Origin of the sequence: Streptomyces sp. 71268 (assembly GCF_029392895.1) — a bacterium.
Classification (GTDB): Bacteria; Actinomycetota; Actinomycetes; order Streptomycetales; family Streptomycetaceae; genus Streptomyces.
On the sequence record NZ_CP114200.1, the window covers coordinates 5,697,641 to 5,712,972 of the forward strand.

General features: G+C 74.7%; 10 protein-coding genes. 7 read left to right on the forward strand and 3 right to left on the reverse strand.

Annotation, left to right across the window (positions count from 1 at the left end; translation table 11 throughout):
- The first annotated feature begins 10 nt into the window (after positions 1–10).
- Complete coding sequence (locus OYE22_RS22615) at positions 11–907, forward strand: acyl-CoA thioesterase II (RefSeq protein WP_277322096.1); 897 nt, start codon at positions 11–13, stop codon at positions 905–907.
- Between the two features lie 51 nt (positions 908–958).
- On the opposite strand, the gene OYE22_RS22620 is transcribed toward OYE22_RS22615, so the two are convergent.
- A complete protein-coding gene (locus OYE22_RS22620; RefSeq protein WP_277324278.1) occupies positions 959–1,768 on the reverse strand; it encodes a phosphatase in 810 nt (269 codons plus the stop codon).
- Between the two features lie 411 nt (positions 1,769–2,179).
- Here OYE22_RS22620 and speB point away from each other — a divergent pair, with 411 nt between their 5' ends.
- The 4 genes from speB (at position 2,180) to OYE22_RS22640 (ending at position 8,585) form a co-directional block, all read left to right on the forward strand.
- A complete protein-coding gene (speB, locus tag OYE22_RS22625; RefSeq protein WP_277322097.1) occupies positions 2,180–3,154 on the forward strand; it encodes an agmatinase in 975 nt (324 codons plus the stop codon).
- Between the two features lie 477 nt (positions 3,155–3,631).
- Positions 3,632–4,021 (forward strand): hypothetical protein, encoded by a 390-nt coding sequence (locus tag OYE22_RS22630; protein WP_277322098.1) that lies wholly within the window; start codon positions 3,632–3,634, stop codon positions 4,019–4,021.
- 5 nt (positions 4,022–4,026) lie between these two features.
- Positions 4,027–7,035, forward strand: a complete 3,009-nt coding sequence (locus tag OYE22_RS22635) for a substrate-binding domain-containing protein (protein WP_277322099.1) — start codon at positions 4,027–4,029, stop codon at positions 7,033–7,035.
- Positions 7,032–8,585, forward strand: coding sequence for an extracellular solute-binding protein (locus OYE22_RS22640; protein WP_277322100.1), 1,554 nt, complete (start codon positions 7,032–7,034; stop codon positions 8,583–8,585). The genes OYE22_RS22635 and OYE22_RS22640 overlap by 4 nt, the downstream gene beginning before the upstream one ends.
- Before the next feature lie 78 nt (positions 8,586–8,663).
- Here the strand turns inward: OYE22_RS22640 and map are convergent, their stop codons facing one another.
- Entirely contained in the window at positions 8,664–9,431 is a 768-nt protein-coding gene (map, locus tag OYE22_RS22645) for a type I methionyl aminopeptidase (RefSeq protein ID WP_277324279.1), read from the reverse strand.
- A gap of 205 nt (positions 9,432–9,636) precedes the next feature.
- On the opposite strand from map, the gene OYE22_RS22650 reads away from it, so the two are divergent.
- Entirely contained in the window at positions 9,637–9,924 is a 288-nt protein-coding gene (locus OYE22_RS22650) for a helix-turn-helix transcriptional regulator (RefSeq protein WP_277322101.1), read from the forward strand.
- 334 nt (positions 9,925–10,258) lie between these two features.
- Entirely contained in the window at positions 10,259–14,653 is a 4,395-nt protein-coding gene (locus tag OYE22_RS22655; protein ID WP_277322102.1) for an ABC transporter ATP-binding protein, read from the forward strand.
- A 61-nt stretch (positions 14,654–14,714) separates the two neighbouring features.
- Here the strand turns inward: OYE22_RS22655 and OYE22_RS22660 are convergent, their stop codons facing one another.
- Entirely contained in the window at positions 14,715–15,173 is a 459-nt protein-coding gene (locus OYE22_RS22660) for a hypothetical protein (RefSeq protein ID WP_277322103.1), read from the reverse strand.
- Between the last annotated feature and the right edge of the window lie 159 nt (positions 15,174–15,332).

The window sequence follows — 15,332 nt, forward strand, 5'->3', positions numbered from 1 at the left end:
AGCGACCGCCATGAGCGAAGCACTTGAGGACCTGCTCGCCCTGCTCGACCTGGAGCGGATCGACCGGGACATCTTCCGTGGCACGAGCCGCCCGTCCCTGGTGCCACGGGTGTTCGGCGGGCAGGTGGCCGCCCAGGCGCTGGTGGCCGCGGGCCGTACGGTGCCCTCCGACCGCCCGCCGCACTCGCTGCACGCCTACTTCCTGCGCCCCGGCGACCCGGGCGCCCCGATCGTCTACACCGTCGACCGCATCCGCGACGGGCTGTCCTTCACCACCCGGCGCGTGGTCGGCGTCCAGCACGGGCGGCCGATCTTCCACCTCTCCGCCTCCTTCCAGCGGGCCGAGGACGGTCTGGAGCACCAGGCGGAGATGCCGGCCGCGCCCGACCCGCTGACCCTGCCGACCACCGAGGAGATGCTGGCCCAGCACGCCGACCGGTTCCCCGACCCCACGGTGCTGCCGCGCCTGGCGGCGGCCCGGGCGGCGGTGGACCTGCGGTACGTGGCCGACCCGCCGTTCGTCAGCGCCGGCCAGGCGCGCGAGCCGCGCTCGCGGGTGTGGTTCCGTACCAACGGAAAGTTGGCCGGCGTGCATGACGACCCGCTCCTGCACGTGTGCCTGGTCACCTACGTCTCCGACATGACCCTGCTGGACTCGATCCTGCTCGCGCACGGCCGGGGCGGCTGGGTGATCGGGGACGTGGTGGGCGCCAGCCTGGACCACGCGATGTGGTTCCACCGCCCGTTCCGCGCGGACGAGTGGCTGCTGTACGACCAGGAGAGCCCGTCCTCCTCCGGGAGCCGAGGGCTCGGCCAGGGCCGCATCTACACCGCCGACGGGCGGCTGGCGGTCTCGGTGATCCAGGAGGGGCTGATCCGCACACCCCGCGCCCCGCGCCGGCCGTAGTCCCGAATCGGGGCCGACGGTGCCGGGCGGGGGCCGCCGGGGTGCCGGTGGTTACGGGAGCGCCGCCAGGCCCGCCGCGTCGAGCAGGTAGGCGGTCATCGGGTCGTAGAAGCGCGGGTTGGTGACGTGGTCGTCCAGCGGCACCGTGACCGCCAGCGTGCCCTCGGCCTCGCCGATGAAGAGGGCCGGGTCGTTGCAGTCCGCGTAGCCGACGGCGTCGATGCCGCGCTGGCCCGCGCACCCGGCCCAGCCGTGGTCGGCGACCACCAGGTCGGGCAGCGGGCGGCCCTCCCTGGTCAGGCCGTCCAGGATGGCGGCCATCGGCTCGGGGGAGTGGGTGTGCCACAGCGTGGCGCCGCGCTCCAGCATCGCCACGTCCGCGAACTGGAAGACGAACCCCTCGTCGGCCTGGAGCCCGCCGGGGATCTCCACGATCTCGCAGCCGGCCGCGCGCAGTCCGGCCGCGACGCTGCGGTGCACGTCGATGAGGCCACCCGGGTGACCGGTCGCGAACAGCACGCGGCTCTGGCTCTCCGCCGCCTTGCGCAACACGGCCGCCTTGCGGTCCAGCGCGTCCACCGTGAGCTGCGGGTCGATGGTGTCCTGGCCCGTGCGGTACTCGGGGTCGTCGATCACCCCGCACCGCTCGGCCATCACGGCCAGCACGTCCTGCTCGTCGCTCCAGCGGTCGCCGAGTTCCAGACCGAGCCAGTAGTGGCGGTCGCCGTTTGCCAGCTTGCGGTAGTGGGAGAGGTTGTTCTCGCGTGGGGTGGCGACGTTGCCCGCGATGCGGGTGCGAACCAGATGGTCGACCAATGCGGCCCGGTCGGGCACGGGGCTGGGTATCGGCATGCTGACCATTGTGCCGCGCGCGGCCCGAGATGGGCTGAACGTCTGATCAATGTGATCCATACGCGCCTCACGGAGTCCCGGGCGCGCCCCGCGCGGGGCGCGCCGGCGCGCACGTGACCGGCGTCATGGACACCGTGGCGTAAACGATCCGGGGCCCGCTTCGAAACGTATATGTCGAAGCGCCGCGCGGGGGTCGTAGCCTCCAGAAGCCGCGCCGGTACACCGGTGGGCCACCCATCCACAGCATCCGCGCGGGTACGCCGGCGCGGGCGCCGGCGGCACGCGCGCGAGGGCGTGCCGCGAGGAAGACCCGTGCCGGCCCGCGCGACCCGCGCGCTACGCCGTCCGGATGAGTCACGTCGCCGCAAGAGCCGCGCGCCCGACCGGGCCGCGTCGCCCCAAGACAGGAGAGGTCGTCGCATGAGCAGCGCCACCCCCGAGCCCGTGGGCCCCGTCGACTCGTCCCGCGTGCCCCGTTACGCCGGACCCGCCACCTTCGCGCGGCTGCCCCGCCTGGACGAGGTGGGCGGCGCGGCGGACGTCGCCGTGGTCGGCGTCCCGTTCGACAGCGGGGTCTCCTACCGGCCCGGCGCGCGCTTCGGCGGCAACGCGATACGGGAGGCGTCGCGGCTGCTGCGCCCGTACAACCCGGCCCAGGACGCGTCGCCGTTCGCGCTCGCGCAGGTCGCCGACGCGGGCGACATCGCGGCCAACCCGTTCAACATCAACGAGGCCGTCGAGACCATCGAGGCCGCGGCCGACGACCTGCTGGCCACCGGCGCCCGGATGATGACCCTGGGCGGCGACCACACCATCGCGCTGCCGCTGCTGCGCTCGGTCGCCAAGCGGCACGGCCCCGTCGCGCTGCTGCACTTCGACGCGCACCTGGACACCTGGGACACCTACTTCGGCGCCGAGTACACCCACGGCACGCCGTTCCGCCGCGCGGTCGAGGAGGGCGTCCTGGACACCTCCGCGCTCTCGCACGTCGGCACGCGCGGCCCGCTGTACGGCAAGAAGGACCTGGACGACGACGCCAAGATGGGCTTCGGCATCGTCACGTCGGCCGACGTGATGCGGCGCGGCGTGGACGAGGTCACGGACCAGCTGCGGCAGCGCATCGGCGACCGTCCGCTGTACGTCTCCATCGACATCGACGTGCTCGACCCGGCCCACGCCCCCGGCACCGGCACCCCGGAGGCCGGCGGCCTCACCTCGCGCGAACTCCTGGAGATCCTGCGCGGCCTGGCCGACTGCCACCTCGTCTCGGCCGACCTGGTCGAGGTCGCCCCGGCGTACGACCACGCGGAGATCACCTCGGTCGCGGCCTCGCACACGGCGTACGAGCTGACGACGATCATGTCCCGCCAGATCGCGGCGGCCCGCGCGGAGTAGTCGCCCGGCGGAATGCGTGCCGCCGGCCCCGGGATCGCCGCGCCGGTGGAATTCTCCGCTTCGTGGATCGGAATCGCACTTTCCCTTTAGCGGGAAAACGCCGACGGGTGAGAGAGGGGGCGATTCCGTGCGCGGTCCGGCCGAAGACGAGGGCGGTGTGCGAGTCGAAGTGTGTCGGCGCGCATTGCGGCCCGCCTTCTTTCCGGCGGCCGGCCGATGTACCGTACGGGTCGGTCGGTGGCGGCGACACCGCTGATCAGAGTGGGTAACTCAGGGGGCGCGGGGGCCACTTGCGTCACAGGGGGAACGTGCGCAACAACGCGCCGGTGAACGGGACTTTTCCGTCGCCCCGCATTTCGCGTGCCCTGCAATAAGGTGGCCGCGAATGCGCGGCAAACGCTGCACCATAACAGCATGGTTACGTTCTTCGGCGCACTTCTCTGAGATGTCATAAGGGCGGTGCGAGTATGGGCGCTTATGACGCAGAGAAATGAGCGGCGACGCCCGGCGTTGCGGCTCCGGCTGAGTGGGCCCGACACCGATCGGGAGACGGCCGCGCTCCGCGCGTGGCTGGAGCGGGAGCAGCTTCTTGAGCAGTGGACGCGGCAGGGCGCGGTCCGTATCGAGATGCGGACGGCCCCCGTCGAGGACGGCGACGGCCACCCGATGGGCGACGCGAACGAGCTGTTGATCGTGGCGGTGGGCCTGCTGGCCCAGCCGGCCCTGGCCGACCTGTACGACGCGGTCAAACGGGGCGTCAGGGCCTGGAGCGAGAATCGCCACCAGGTGGAGGGCGGCACACCACCCCAGGTCATCGACGAGTGGACGGACGACGCCTCGGACTCCGATACGGAGGGCGAGGAGTAGGGCTCATGCCGGCATGCGACCCCCGGGGCGGGGGCAACCGGGCGCTGCTCGTGGGCGTGCCCGAGTACGCGCACAAGGCGGGGAAGTACCCCGGCGTGGTGCCGGGCGACCTGCTCGCGGTCCGCGCCAGCCTCGCGGAGTTGGCCGCGACGCTGCGGACCGGTGGCGTGTTCGGTGCTGGTGCTGGTGCTGGTGCTGGTGCTGGTGCTGGTGCCGGCGACGGTGACGAGGGGGCGGGTACCGGCGTCGTGTCGGTGGAGCCGTCCGGCACGGACGACTTCCACGTGCTGCTGGGGCAGGTCGCCGCCGAGACCCGGGGCGTGTTGCTGTTCTACTTCGCCGGGCACGGCGCCGTCCCGTTCTCCGGTGACGAACTGTGGCTGCAACTCCCCGGGGCCCGCACCGTGCCGGGCGAGCGGCAGGTCTTCGTCGGTTCGGTCTCGCTGACCACGGTGCTCAGCGTGCTGGCCACCTCGCCGGCGCGGCAGATCGTGGTGGTCCTGGACTGCTGCTTCGCGGGCAACGCCGCGCGCGTCCTGGAGGGGTTCGAGCAGCGGCGGCGGTTCTTCCTGGTGGCCGCGGTCCAGGCGAACCGACGGATCGACGCCGGGCCCGCCGAGACGCCCACGCCGTTCACGGCGGCGCTGCTCGACGTGTTACGCGGCACGGCCCCGGGGCGCCCCGTGACCTTCTCCGCCCTCGGCCCCGCGCTGCGGAAGCGGATGGCCGGCCACCGCACCCTCTCGGACGAGCCGTGGGTGCCGCAGCTCCGACAGGGCGACCCCGACGCGGACGTCGTGCTGGCCCGCGCCGACGACGAGCCCGTCCCCCCGCCCCGACCCGCCACACCCCGGCCGCCCGACGTACGAGATGACCTACGAGCTGGGGCGCGCCAACCCGCGCCCCCGGCCCCGCCGCCACCCGGGCCCGGGGCCGAGCCCGACCCCGGGGCCGTACCCCGGCCCGCGAGCGCCGAGCCCACGCGTGCCGAACCCCCGAGCGACGGGCCTCCGAGCGGCGGGCCTTCGAGCGACGAGCCCGCCGTGGCCGAGCCAGCGGCCACCGGGCCCCCGGCAGCGGTGGCTCCAGCGGCGGAGCCCCCGGTGGCGGAGCCCCTGTCGCCGGGCCGCCGGCCGCGCCGGCGCTGGACGCCCCGCACCGCCCCACGCCGGTCGCGCCTCCGCTGGTCGCGCCCGCGCCGGTCGCGGCGCTGGGCGGTGGCCACGTTGGCCGCCGCCGCGGTGCTGGCCCTGGTGGGGACGCTGCTGTACGCGGCCGGCGACAGCCGCACCGCGCGGGCCTGCGCCCCGCCGCAGGAGCTGCGCGTGCTGACCGACCCCGACCTGCACCGGGTCGTGCGCGACGCCGCCCAGAAGTACACCCTCTCCCCGGCCAACCACCCGGACGGGGCGTGCGCCCGGGTCGGGATCACCGTGTACGCGGCCCGTACCTCGGATGTGATCACCGCCTTCCACGACCTGTCCAACGTGTGGCAGAAGCCCCCGGGCCAGGCCCCCCGCCCCACCGACGGCGCTCCGACCGACGGCACCGCCACCGCCGGCGCGTCCACGGGCGGCAACTCCGCCGGCGCGGGCGCCGAGCCGTCCGCCGCGCCGCTGGACCCGCAGCGCGACGTGGGGGCCCAGCCCGACCTGTGGATTCCGGCGAGCGCGGCGGACGTGGAGCGCGCCCACCAGGCCAGTCAGGACGTACGGTTCGTCGACACCTCTCCCCCCCTCGGCTACTCGCCCACGGTGCTCGCCCTGCCCGCCCCGCCCGGCAGCCGCGAGACGGGACCGCGCGGCGGCCGGCTGGCGGACCTGATCGACGCGTTCCTGGACGCCGGGCCCGGCCGCCACGTACGACGGCCCGACCCCGAGTCGGCCGACGCGGCCCTGTTCGCGACGCGGGCGCTGTACGGGGCCCAGCAGGCCGGTGCTGTGGAGCGGCGGTTGGCGCACGCCGGGCCGCTGGCCCCCGACGGAGCCGGGTTGCTGTGCGCGCTGGCCGGGGACCGGGAGGCCGACCGCGGCACCGCCGCGATCGTGCCCGAGTACCTGCTGCGCTCCGGCGCCTTGGAGTGCGGCGCTCAGACCCGGGTGCCGCGCCGGGTGGTCTACCCGGACGACGTGCCGGCCCTGGCCCCGGTGGCCGTCTCGCTCACCTGGGAGGGGGCGGACCAGGACTCGGACACGGCGCGCGCTCGCGCCGAGGGGGTCAGCGGCTTCAGCGACTGGTTGGCCGGCCCCGAGGGCCAGCGCACGCTCCGGGAAGCCGGCTTCTGGACCAAGGACGGCGAACCGCCGCCCGGTGGCGAGCGCGTTCCCGGTGGGCCCGGCGTGCTGCCGTCGCGCACCGGGCCCACCGGCGCGGACCTCGGCCGCGTCCTGGAGCGCTACCGCGCGGCGAGCGGCCCCGGGCGCGTCCTCTACCTGCTCGACACCTCCCCGTCCATGACCGGCGTGTGGGACGACCCGGACGGCGCGCCGGCGCTGCTCGCGCGCTCCATGGAGGGGCTCGGGCCCCGGGACGAGTACGGCGCGTGGCGGGTGGCCGCGCCCGACGGTGCCGAGCGCCCGTACGACACCGGTCTGTTGGAGTTCGGCACGCACGAGGACCGGGCCGCCGTCGTACGCGAACTGACGGAGCGGGTGCGGTCGACGGAGCACGAGGCCGACCCGTACGGGGCGCTGCGGGACGCGGTCGCCGAGATGGCCCGGCGCGGGGCGGGCGACGAGCGGCCGGGCGTGGTCGTGCTGCTCACCGACGACGAGGACAACGGGCGGCGGGGCGCACGGGTGGACCTGGCCGGCCTGTTGGAGGCGGTGCGCGAGCACGGGGTGCCGGTGGCGGTGGTCTCGTTCAGCAGCCGTGGCTGCGACGCGGGCCAGCCGGACCGGCGGATCGCCGACGCCTCCGACGGCACCTGCCTCGACCAGCGCGACGACCAGATGGCGGGGCTGCGCGACGCGGTGGCGCAGACCGCCGAGGGCGATCAGGGGGATGCCGCATGAGGAGACCACGGCGCCCGGGGCGCGGCGTCGGCCGGCCCGGCGCGGCGCGCGCCGGGCGCGGGGGGCGCGCGTCGCGGGCCGGGCGCGCCGGGCGGGTGGGCCGGCCACGGCAGGTCGCCCCGCGCGCGGTGGTGTGGGCGGTGTCGATGGTGCTGACGGCGCTCGCCACGGTCGGCGGCTGCACGGCGGGGGATGGCGGATCGGGCGGCGGGGCGGACGACGGCGCGTTCACCAGCGACGGCGACCCCAACGCCATCGTCATCGCCAGCGGCCGGGACATCACCGGCCGTGGCGGGGTGCGGCAGCAACTGGTCGACGCGTGGAACGAACGCAGCCGGCGCTCGGGGTCCCCGCTGCGGGCCCGCCTGGTGGAGCTGCCGGGCACCGCCGACCAGCAGCGCAGCCAGTTGCTCGGCGCGCTCCAGTCGGGCAGTTCGCACTACGACGTCGTCAACCTGGACGTGACCTGGGTGCCGGAGTTCGCCGACGGGGACCTGGTGCGCGAGCTGGACGACTCCCTGCTCGACGACGACGTGCTGCCCTCCGTCGCGGCGACCGGCCGCTGGCGGGGCTCGACGTACGCCGTACCGTTCAACAGCGACGTCGGGCTCCTCTACTACCGCCCCGACTACCTCAGGGCCGCCGGCGTCAACGCGCCGGGCCTCGGCCCCAACCCCACGACCTGGGTCGCCTTCAGGAACCTGAAGCAGGCGGTGCTGCGCGCGCACGGCCGGGGCGAACTCCCCACCGCGTACGCGATGCCGTGGACCACCCAACTCAGCTCGTACGAGGGGCTCACGGTCAACGGCATCGAGGCGTTCGCCACGGTGGGGGCCAGCGGCGGTGGCGCCCCGCTGGTGGACGACGAGGGGCGCTACGTCGGCACCGAGGAGCAACTCCGCCTCGGGCTCGGCGAGTTCACCCGGCGCATCGACCGCGCGTACACCCTCGACAGCGCGCAGGAGTCCGACGAGGCCCGGTTACTGGCCGACTTCGCGGCCGGCAGGACGGCCTTCCTCCGGCACTGGCCGTACGCGTACGGGGTGCTCCACCAGGACCTGCGGGACGGGCGGCTGGGGCTGGCCGCGCTGCCGGGCAAGGCCGTGCTCGGCGGGCAGAACCTCGCCGTCACGCGGCACGCGCCGGCGCGGAACCTCGACGCCATCGAGGACCTGCTGCGCTTCCTGACCGGCCGGAACAGCGAACGGTGCCTGCTCGAAGCGGGCTTCGCCGCGACCCGGGCCAGCGCGTACGAGGAGGACGGGGCGCGCTGTCCGCGCGGCCCGGCGCGTTCGGCCACGCCGTCCCTTGCGGGCGAGGAGGCCGACCCGATGCCGCGCACCGAGGACGGGCGGCCCCGCTCGTACGCCGTGGTGCGCAAGGCCCTGCGCAGCGCGGTACTCCGCCCCCGCACCCCGCTGTACGGCGCGTTCACCCAGGTGTTCGCCGACCATCTCAGCCGGCTGACCGGGGACGATCCGGAGGCGCCGGAGGAGGTGGCGCGCGATCTGCACCGTGCGCTGCGACGCGCGCTGCCCGCCGACCGGTGAGCCGGCGCCCGCACTCGGCGCCCGCACTCGGCGCACACGCCCGGTCCGCACGTCAGGGAAGGAACGCGCGGCCCTTCGTCACGGCAGGGTCAGGATGCGCGGCCCGTCGTCCGTGATGGCCACCGTGTGCTCGCTGTGGGTGGCGCGGCTGCCGTCGGTGGTGCGCAGGGTCCAGCCGTCCGGGTCGGCCATGTACGCGCCCGAGCCGCCGGCCAGGAACATCGGCTCCAGCGCGAGGACGAGGCCGTGCCGCAGCACGTAACCCCGGCCCGGCCGGCCCGTGTTGGGCACGGGCGGGTCCTCGTGCATCTGGCGGCCGATGCCGTGGCCGCCGAAGTCGTCGGGGATGCCGTACCCGGCGGCCCGGCCGACGCTGCCGATGGCGTGCCCGACGTCGCCCATGCGCGCCCCCGGCACGGCCGCCGCGATGCCCGCCGCCAGGGCCGCCTCGCCGGCCTCGATCAACCGTAGGTCGGCGGGGCGCGGGGTGCCCACGGTGAAGCTGACGGCGGCGTCGCCGGCCCAGCCGTCCACGATGGCGCCGCAGTCGATGCTGACCAGGTCGCCGTCGCGCAGCCGGTAGCCGTTCGGGATGCCGTGCACGATCGCGTCGTTGACGGACGCGCAGATCACGGCGGGGAACGGGCTCGGCGCGAACCGCGGCTGGTAGTTCAGGAACGGGGAGCCCGCGCCCGCGTCCCGCAGCACGTCGCGCGCCACCTGGTCCAGTTCGGTCAGCCGTACGCCGATCGCCGCCGCCTTCCGCACGGCGGCCAGCGCCTGTCCGACGACGCGGCCAGCCTCGCGCATCGCGTCGAGTTCGCCATCGGTCTTGATCTCCACCATCTCCGCAAGGCCCTTCATGAGTGTGTACGGCGGCCCGGCGCGGGGGCCCGCACCGCCCCGCGCCGGTCCGGCCCAGGCTTCGCCCGGCCCGCTGTGTGAGGTGTCGCTGGCACGACGGAGGGGGCGTCGCCGGGCGGCACGCCAATTTCAATACCGTTATAACTATACCGGCTAGCTTTACCGGCGGCGGTATTAGAATGGCCGCATGGTGCGCACTCCCCTCACTCCGCTGGAACGCGAGCGCGGTCGTCACCTCGGCGCGCTGCTGCGCCAGGCGCGCGGCGAACGCAGCATGACCGACGTCGCCGCCGCGGCCGGGATCTCCGCCGAGACCCTGCGCAAGATCGAGACCGGTCGGGCGCCGACCCCGGCCTTCTTCACCATCGCGACGCTCGCCGTGACCCTGGGGCTGCGGCTGGACGACGTGGCGGCACACTGCGCCGCCGTGGAGCTGACCGCCGACGCGTCACCCGTGGACGCGGCGGCGGCCTAGCGCCGCGCCGGCGCCGTGTCCGTACGCGGGCGCCGCGTTTTTGCGTCGCCGCAGGGCCCCGTCGGCCCTCCGTTCGTAGCTGGCCCGGCCTTCGCCCGTGGCTGAGTCGGCCCTGTCCGTGACCGGGCCGGGCCCCGTTCGTGGCTGGCGCGCGGGCGGGGCCCTCGTGGTGCGCCCGCGTGGGGGCGCGTCCCGGCGCGCGTGGGGGCGCTGGCGCGTTAATCGATCGCTTGTGCGCCTCCTGTGCGCGCGTTGGTTTGTAACGGCGGAATGAAATCCGCACGCCACGGCGTTGCAGCCTTCCGGTGATGACCATGAGACGGGGAGGCCGGGAGTGACAGCGACAGCCGCGACGACCAGCGCAAAGCAAGAGGGCTGGGCGCGCAGACTGACCCGTTACTGCTGGCGGTATCGGCGCAACGTGGTGCTCGCGCTCGGCGCGTCCCTCGCCGGAATGGCCGTCACGGCACTCGTTCCGCTCGTGCCGAAGCTGATCATCGACGACGTGATCGTCGCCGGCGACCGCCCGCTCGCCCCCTGGGCGGCGCTGCTGGTCGTCGCCGCCCTCGCGGTCTACGGGCTGACCTACCTCCGCCGCTTCTACGGCGGCCGGCTCGCCCTGGACGTGCAGCACGACCTGCGGACCGAGATGTTCCAGTCCATCTCGCGCCTTGACGGCCGCCGGCAGGACGAGCTGAGCACCGGTCAGGTGCTCGGCCGTGGCACCAGCGACCTGCAACTGGTGCAGGGCCTGCTGTTCATGCTCCCCATGATGATCGGGAACGTGCTGCTGTTCGTCATCTCGCTGGTCGTCATGGTGGTGCTGTCCCCGCTGCTGACCGTGGTGGCGCTGGCCGTGGCGCCCGCCCTGTGGTTCATCGCCTCCCGCAGCCGCGACCGCCTCTTCCCCGCCACTTGGTACGCGCAGGGGCAGGCGGCGGCCGTGGCCGGCGTTGTGGAGGGCGCGGTCACGGGCGTCCGGGTGGTCAAGGGGTTCGGCCAGGAGGAGCAGGAGACCGGCAAGCTCCGCCAGGTCAGCCGCCGGCTGTTCGCCGCCAGGATGCGCACCATCCGCCTCAACTCGCGGTACACGCCGGCGCTCCAGGCCGTGCCCGCGCTCGGACAGGTCGCCATGCTCGCGCTCGGCGGCTGGATGGCCACCCGTGGCGAGATCACCCTCGGCACGTTCGTCGCCTTCTCCACCTATCTGGCGCAGTTGGTGGGCCCGGTCCGGATGCTCACCATGATGCTGACCGTGGGCCAGCAGGCCCGCGCGGGCGTCGAGCGCGTCTTCGAGCTGATCGACACCGAGCCCGGCATAGCCGAGCGGCCACACGCCCGCGAGTTGCCCGCCGACGCGCCCGCGACGGTCGAGTTCGACCACGTCACCTTCGGCTACGGCACCGCCGAAGACACCACGGCCGACGGCGCGAGCGCCGAGGACGCCACCGGGGGCGACGGCACCGCCAGCGCCACCCCGACCACCACCACGGCCGGCCCGGCCACCACTGCCAACCCGTCCACCGCGACGGACCCCGACGCGCCGGACTCCGGGCCGAGGCCCGTGCTGCGTGACGTGTCGCTGCGCATCGAGCCCGGCCAGACGCTGGCCGTCGTGGGCGCCTCGGGCAGCGGCAAGTCCACCCTGTCGCTGCTGCTGCCGCGCTTCTACGACGTGAGCGGCGGCGCGGTCCGCATCGGCGGGCACGACGTGCGCGACCTGACCTTCGACTCGCTGCGCGCCGCGATCGGCCTGGTGCCGGAGAACAGCTTCCTCTTCTCCGACAGCGTGCGCGAGAACATCGCGTACGGGCTGCCGGAGGCCACCGACGAGCAGGTCCGTACGGCCGCGCGGGCCGCGCAGGCCGACGGCTTCATCAACGAGCTGCCGGACGGTTACGCCACCAAGGTGGGCGAGCAGGGGCTGACCCTCTCCGGCGGCCAGCGCCAGCGCATCGCCCTGGCCAGGGCGATCCTCACCGACCCGAGGCTGCTGGTCCTGGACGACGCCACCTCGGCCGTCGACGCCCGCGTGGAGCACGAGATCCACGAGGCGCTGCGCGGCGTGATGGCCGGGCGCACGACGCTGCTCATCGCCCACCGCCAGTCCACCCTGGCCCTGGCCGACCGGATCGCCGTGCTCGACCGAGGCCACCTGGTCGACGTCGGCACGCACGACGAGCTGACCGAGCGCTGCGCGCTCTACCGCCGCCTGCTGACCGACCCCGACGAGCTGGGCGACGTGCCACGGGACGTGGCCGGCCGGGCCCCGCGCGGGCCCGGCTCCGACGGCGCCGCCGCCGGCGACCGTGGCTCCGCCATCGCCGGGGCCTTCGGCGGCGAGGCGGCGGCGGCCGGGCTGCTGCTGCCCACGGACCGCCCCGCCGCCGCGCCCACCGGCGCGACGGGCCCCGACGGCGGTCCTGACGGTGGCCCCGGTGACGGTTCCGGCGACGGCCCCGACGGCCGGGGAGCCGGTCGCCACGAGGGCCACCACCGCCCCGCCCCGCGACGCGAGGCCGCCGGCGCGTCGGCCGAGCGAATACCCGGCACCGCGACCGAGCGAATACCCGGTGCCGAAGCCGACGCCGAGGCGGAAGCCGACTTCCGGCTGGCCGAGGAGATCGAGGAGATCTCCGAGATAGCGGCGGCCGAGACGGCGTCCGGGAACATCCCCGCGGCCCACGCCGACGCCGTCGGGCGGGCCCGCCAGGAGCGCGCCGCCGCCCCCGCCGTCACCCCCGAGCTGTGGGTGCGCAAGGACGACGCCCAGCGCGCGCCCACCGACGTCGACGCCGCATCGCCGGCCGTCCCCGGCGCCGGCAAGGGCGCCGCGCCCGCCGCCCCGCCCGCGGCGACCACCGCCGGTGCGATGGCCGGGATGCCCGCGACGCCCGAGCTGCTCGCCAAGGTCGCGGCCCTGCCCCCCGCGACCGACACCCCCGGCATCGACGAGCGGGCCGCCACCCGGACGGAGAGCAGCTACGGGTTGCGCCAGTTGCTGCGCGGCTTCGGCAAGCCGCTCGCGCTGTGTCTGCTGCTCGTCTCGGTGGACGCCCTGGCCGGGCTGCTGCTGCCGGTGCTGATCCGGCACGGCATCGACGAGGGCGTCCAGGAGATGGCGCTGAACGCGGTGTGGGCCGCGTCCGGGCTCGCGCTGCTGGTGGTCCTCGTGCAGTGGGTGGCGCAGGTCACCGAGACGCGGATGACCGGGCGCACCGGTGAGCGCGTGCTCTACTCGCTCCGCGTCAAGATCTTCGCGCAGCTCCAGCGGCTCGGCCTCGACTACTACGAGCGCGAGCTGAGCGGCAAGGTCATGACCCGGATGACCACCGACGTCGACGCGCTCTCCACGTTCCTGCAGACCGGCCTGGTCACCGCGCTGGTCAGCCTGCTCACCTTCTTCGGCATCCTGGTCGCGCTGCTGGTCATCGACCTGGAACTGGCCCTGGTGGTCTTCGCGACCCTGCCGCTGCTGGTCATCGGCACCGTCTTCTTCCGCCGGCAGAGCGTCAAGGCGTACGAGCTGGCCCGCGACCGGGTCAGCGCCGTCAACGCGGACCTGCAGGAGAACGTGGCCGGGCTGCGCATCGTGCAGGCGTTCCGGCGCGAGGAGAGCGGGCGGGCGCGGTTCGCCGAGCGCAGCGACGCGTACCGGCAGGCCCGGGTGCACGGCCAGTGGCTGATCTCGATCTACTTCCCGTTCGTGCAGCTCCTGTCGTCCGTGGCCGCCGCGCTGGTGCTGATCGTCGGCGCCGGCCGGGTCAGCGACGGCACGCTGACGGCGGGCGCGCTCGTGGCGTACCTGCTCTACATCGACCTGTTCTTCGCGCCCGTGCAGCAGCTCTCCCAGGTGTTCGACGGCTACCAGCAGGCCACCGTCTCGCTGCGCCGCGTCCAGGAGTTGCTGCGCGAACCCACGACGACGCCGCTGGCCCAGGCGCCGCGCGAGGTGCGGGAGCTGCGCGGCGACATCGCGTTCGAGGACGTGTCCTTCCACTACGGCCCGGCCGACCAGCCCGAGGAGGCGCTGTCCGGCGTCAACCTGCGCATCCCGGCCGGCCAGACCGTCGCCTTCGTCGGCGAGACCGGTGCGGGCAAGTCCACGCTGGTCAAGCTCGTGGCCCGGTTCTACGACCCGTCGGCCGGCCGGGTGACCGTGGACGGTGTGGATCTGCGCCAACTGGACCTGGCCGGGTACAGGCACCGACTCGGCGTGGTGCCGCAGGAGTCGTACCTCTTCCCCGGCACGGTGCGCGACGCCATCGCCTACGGGCGTCCCACCGCGTCCGATGCCGACGTGGAGGCCGCGGCCCGCGCGGTCGGCGCGCACGACATGATCGCCCAGCTTGAGGGCGGCTACCTGCACGAGGTGACCGAGCGCGGCCGCAACCTCTCCGCGGGGCAGCGCCAGCTGATCGCGCTGGCCCGGGCCGAACTCGTCGCTCCCGACGTGCTCCTCCTGGACGAGGCGACGGCCGCGCTCGACCTGGCCACCGAGGCGCTGGTCAACCAGGCCACCGACCGGCTCGTCGGACAGCGCACCACGCTGGTGGTGGCCCACCGGCTGACGACGGCCGCCCGCGCCGACCGGGTCGTCGTGCTGCACGACGGCCGGGTGGTCGAGGACGGCACCCACGACGAGCTGCTGGCCCAAGGCGGTCGCTACGCCCGGCTCTGGCACGCCTTCACGGGCAGCGACATGGCCACCGCCGGCGTGCCGGGCTGAGCCGCCGCCCCGGGTTAGGCCGACCGGGGCGGGGCGTCACTCCACCGGCGGACCCGGCCGGCTACGGCTCCATGCCGCTGGCCCGCGCGATGGCCTCCACCTCGCGGCGATCCGCCTCCCGTTCGGCGGCCTCGGCGGCCACCCGCTGCTTGTGCCGGCGCAGGAAGTCGGGGTCGTCGGCCCGTTCGCGGGGGACGAGCACCTTCATGCCCTTGGCGTGCGGGCTGTCCCCCAGGTCGACCACGACCCGCTCGTCGTGCGAGGTGAGCAGGCCGAACAGCACGAGCAGTTCGGCCTGGAGGGCGGGCGTGAACAGCTCCCGCTCCTCGGGCCCCATGCCCAGTTCGTACGTGCCGCCGCGCACGGCCGGTGAGACACTCAGCTCGCGGAGCAGTCGCATCAGCAGTTCGAGGGAGCGCGGGTCGACGCGCTGCTCCAGTTCGCTCAGGTACCGCCGCAGTCGTTCGGCCCGTTCGCTCGGCTCGGGGCCGTCCGGCCCCTGGCTTTCCTCTCGGTCCATGCCGACCAGCATGGGTCATCTCACGCGAGGAGGGGAGGGGGGCGGCGTGGCGTAACGGGCGCCGGCCGGGCGCGAAGGAGCCCCCGTCGATGGCATGAGCTGGGGCTAGCCCCCGCGCCCGACCGCTTGTAGGTTCACGGCGACCATTGCGAACTCCTG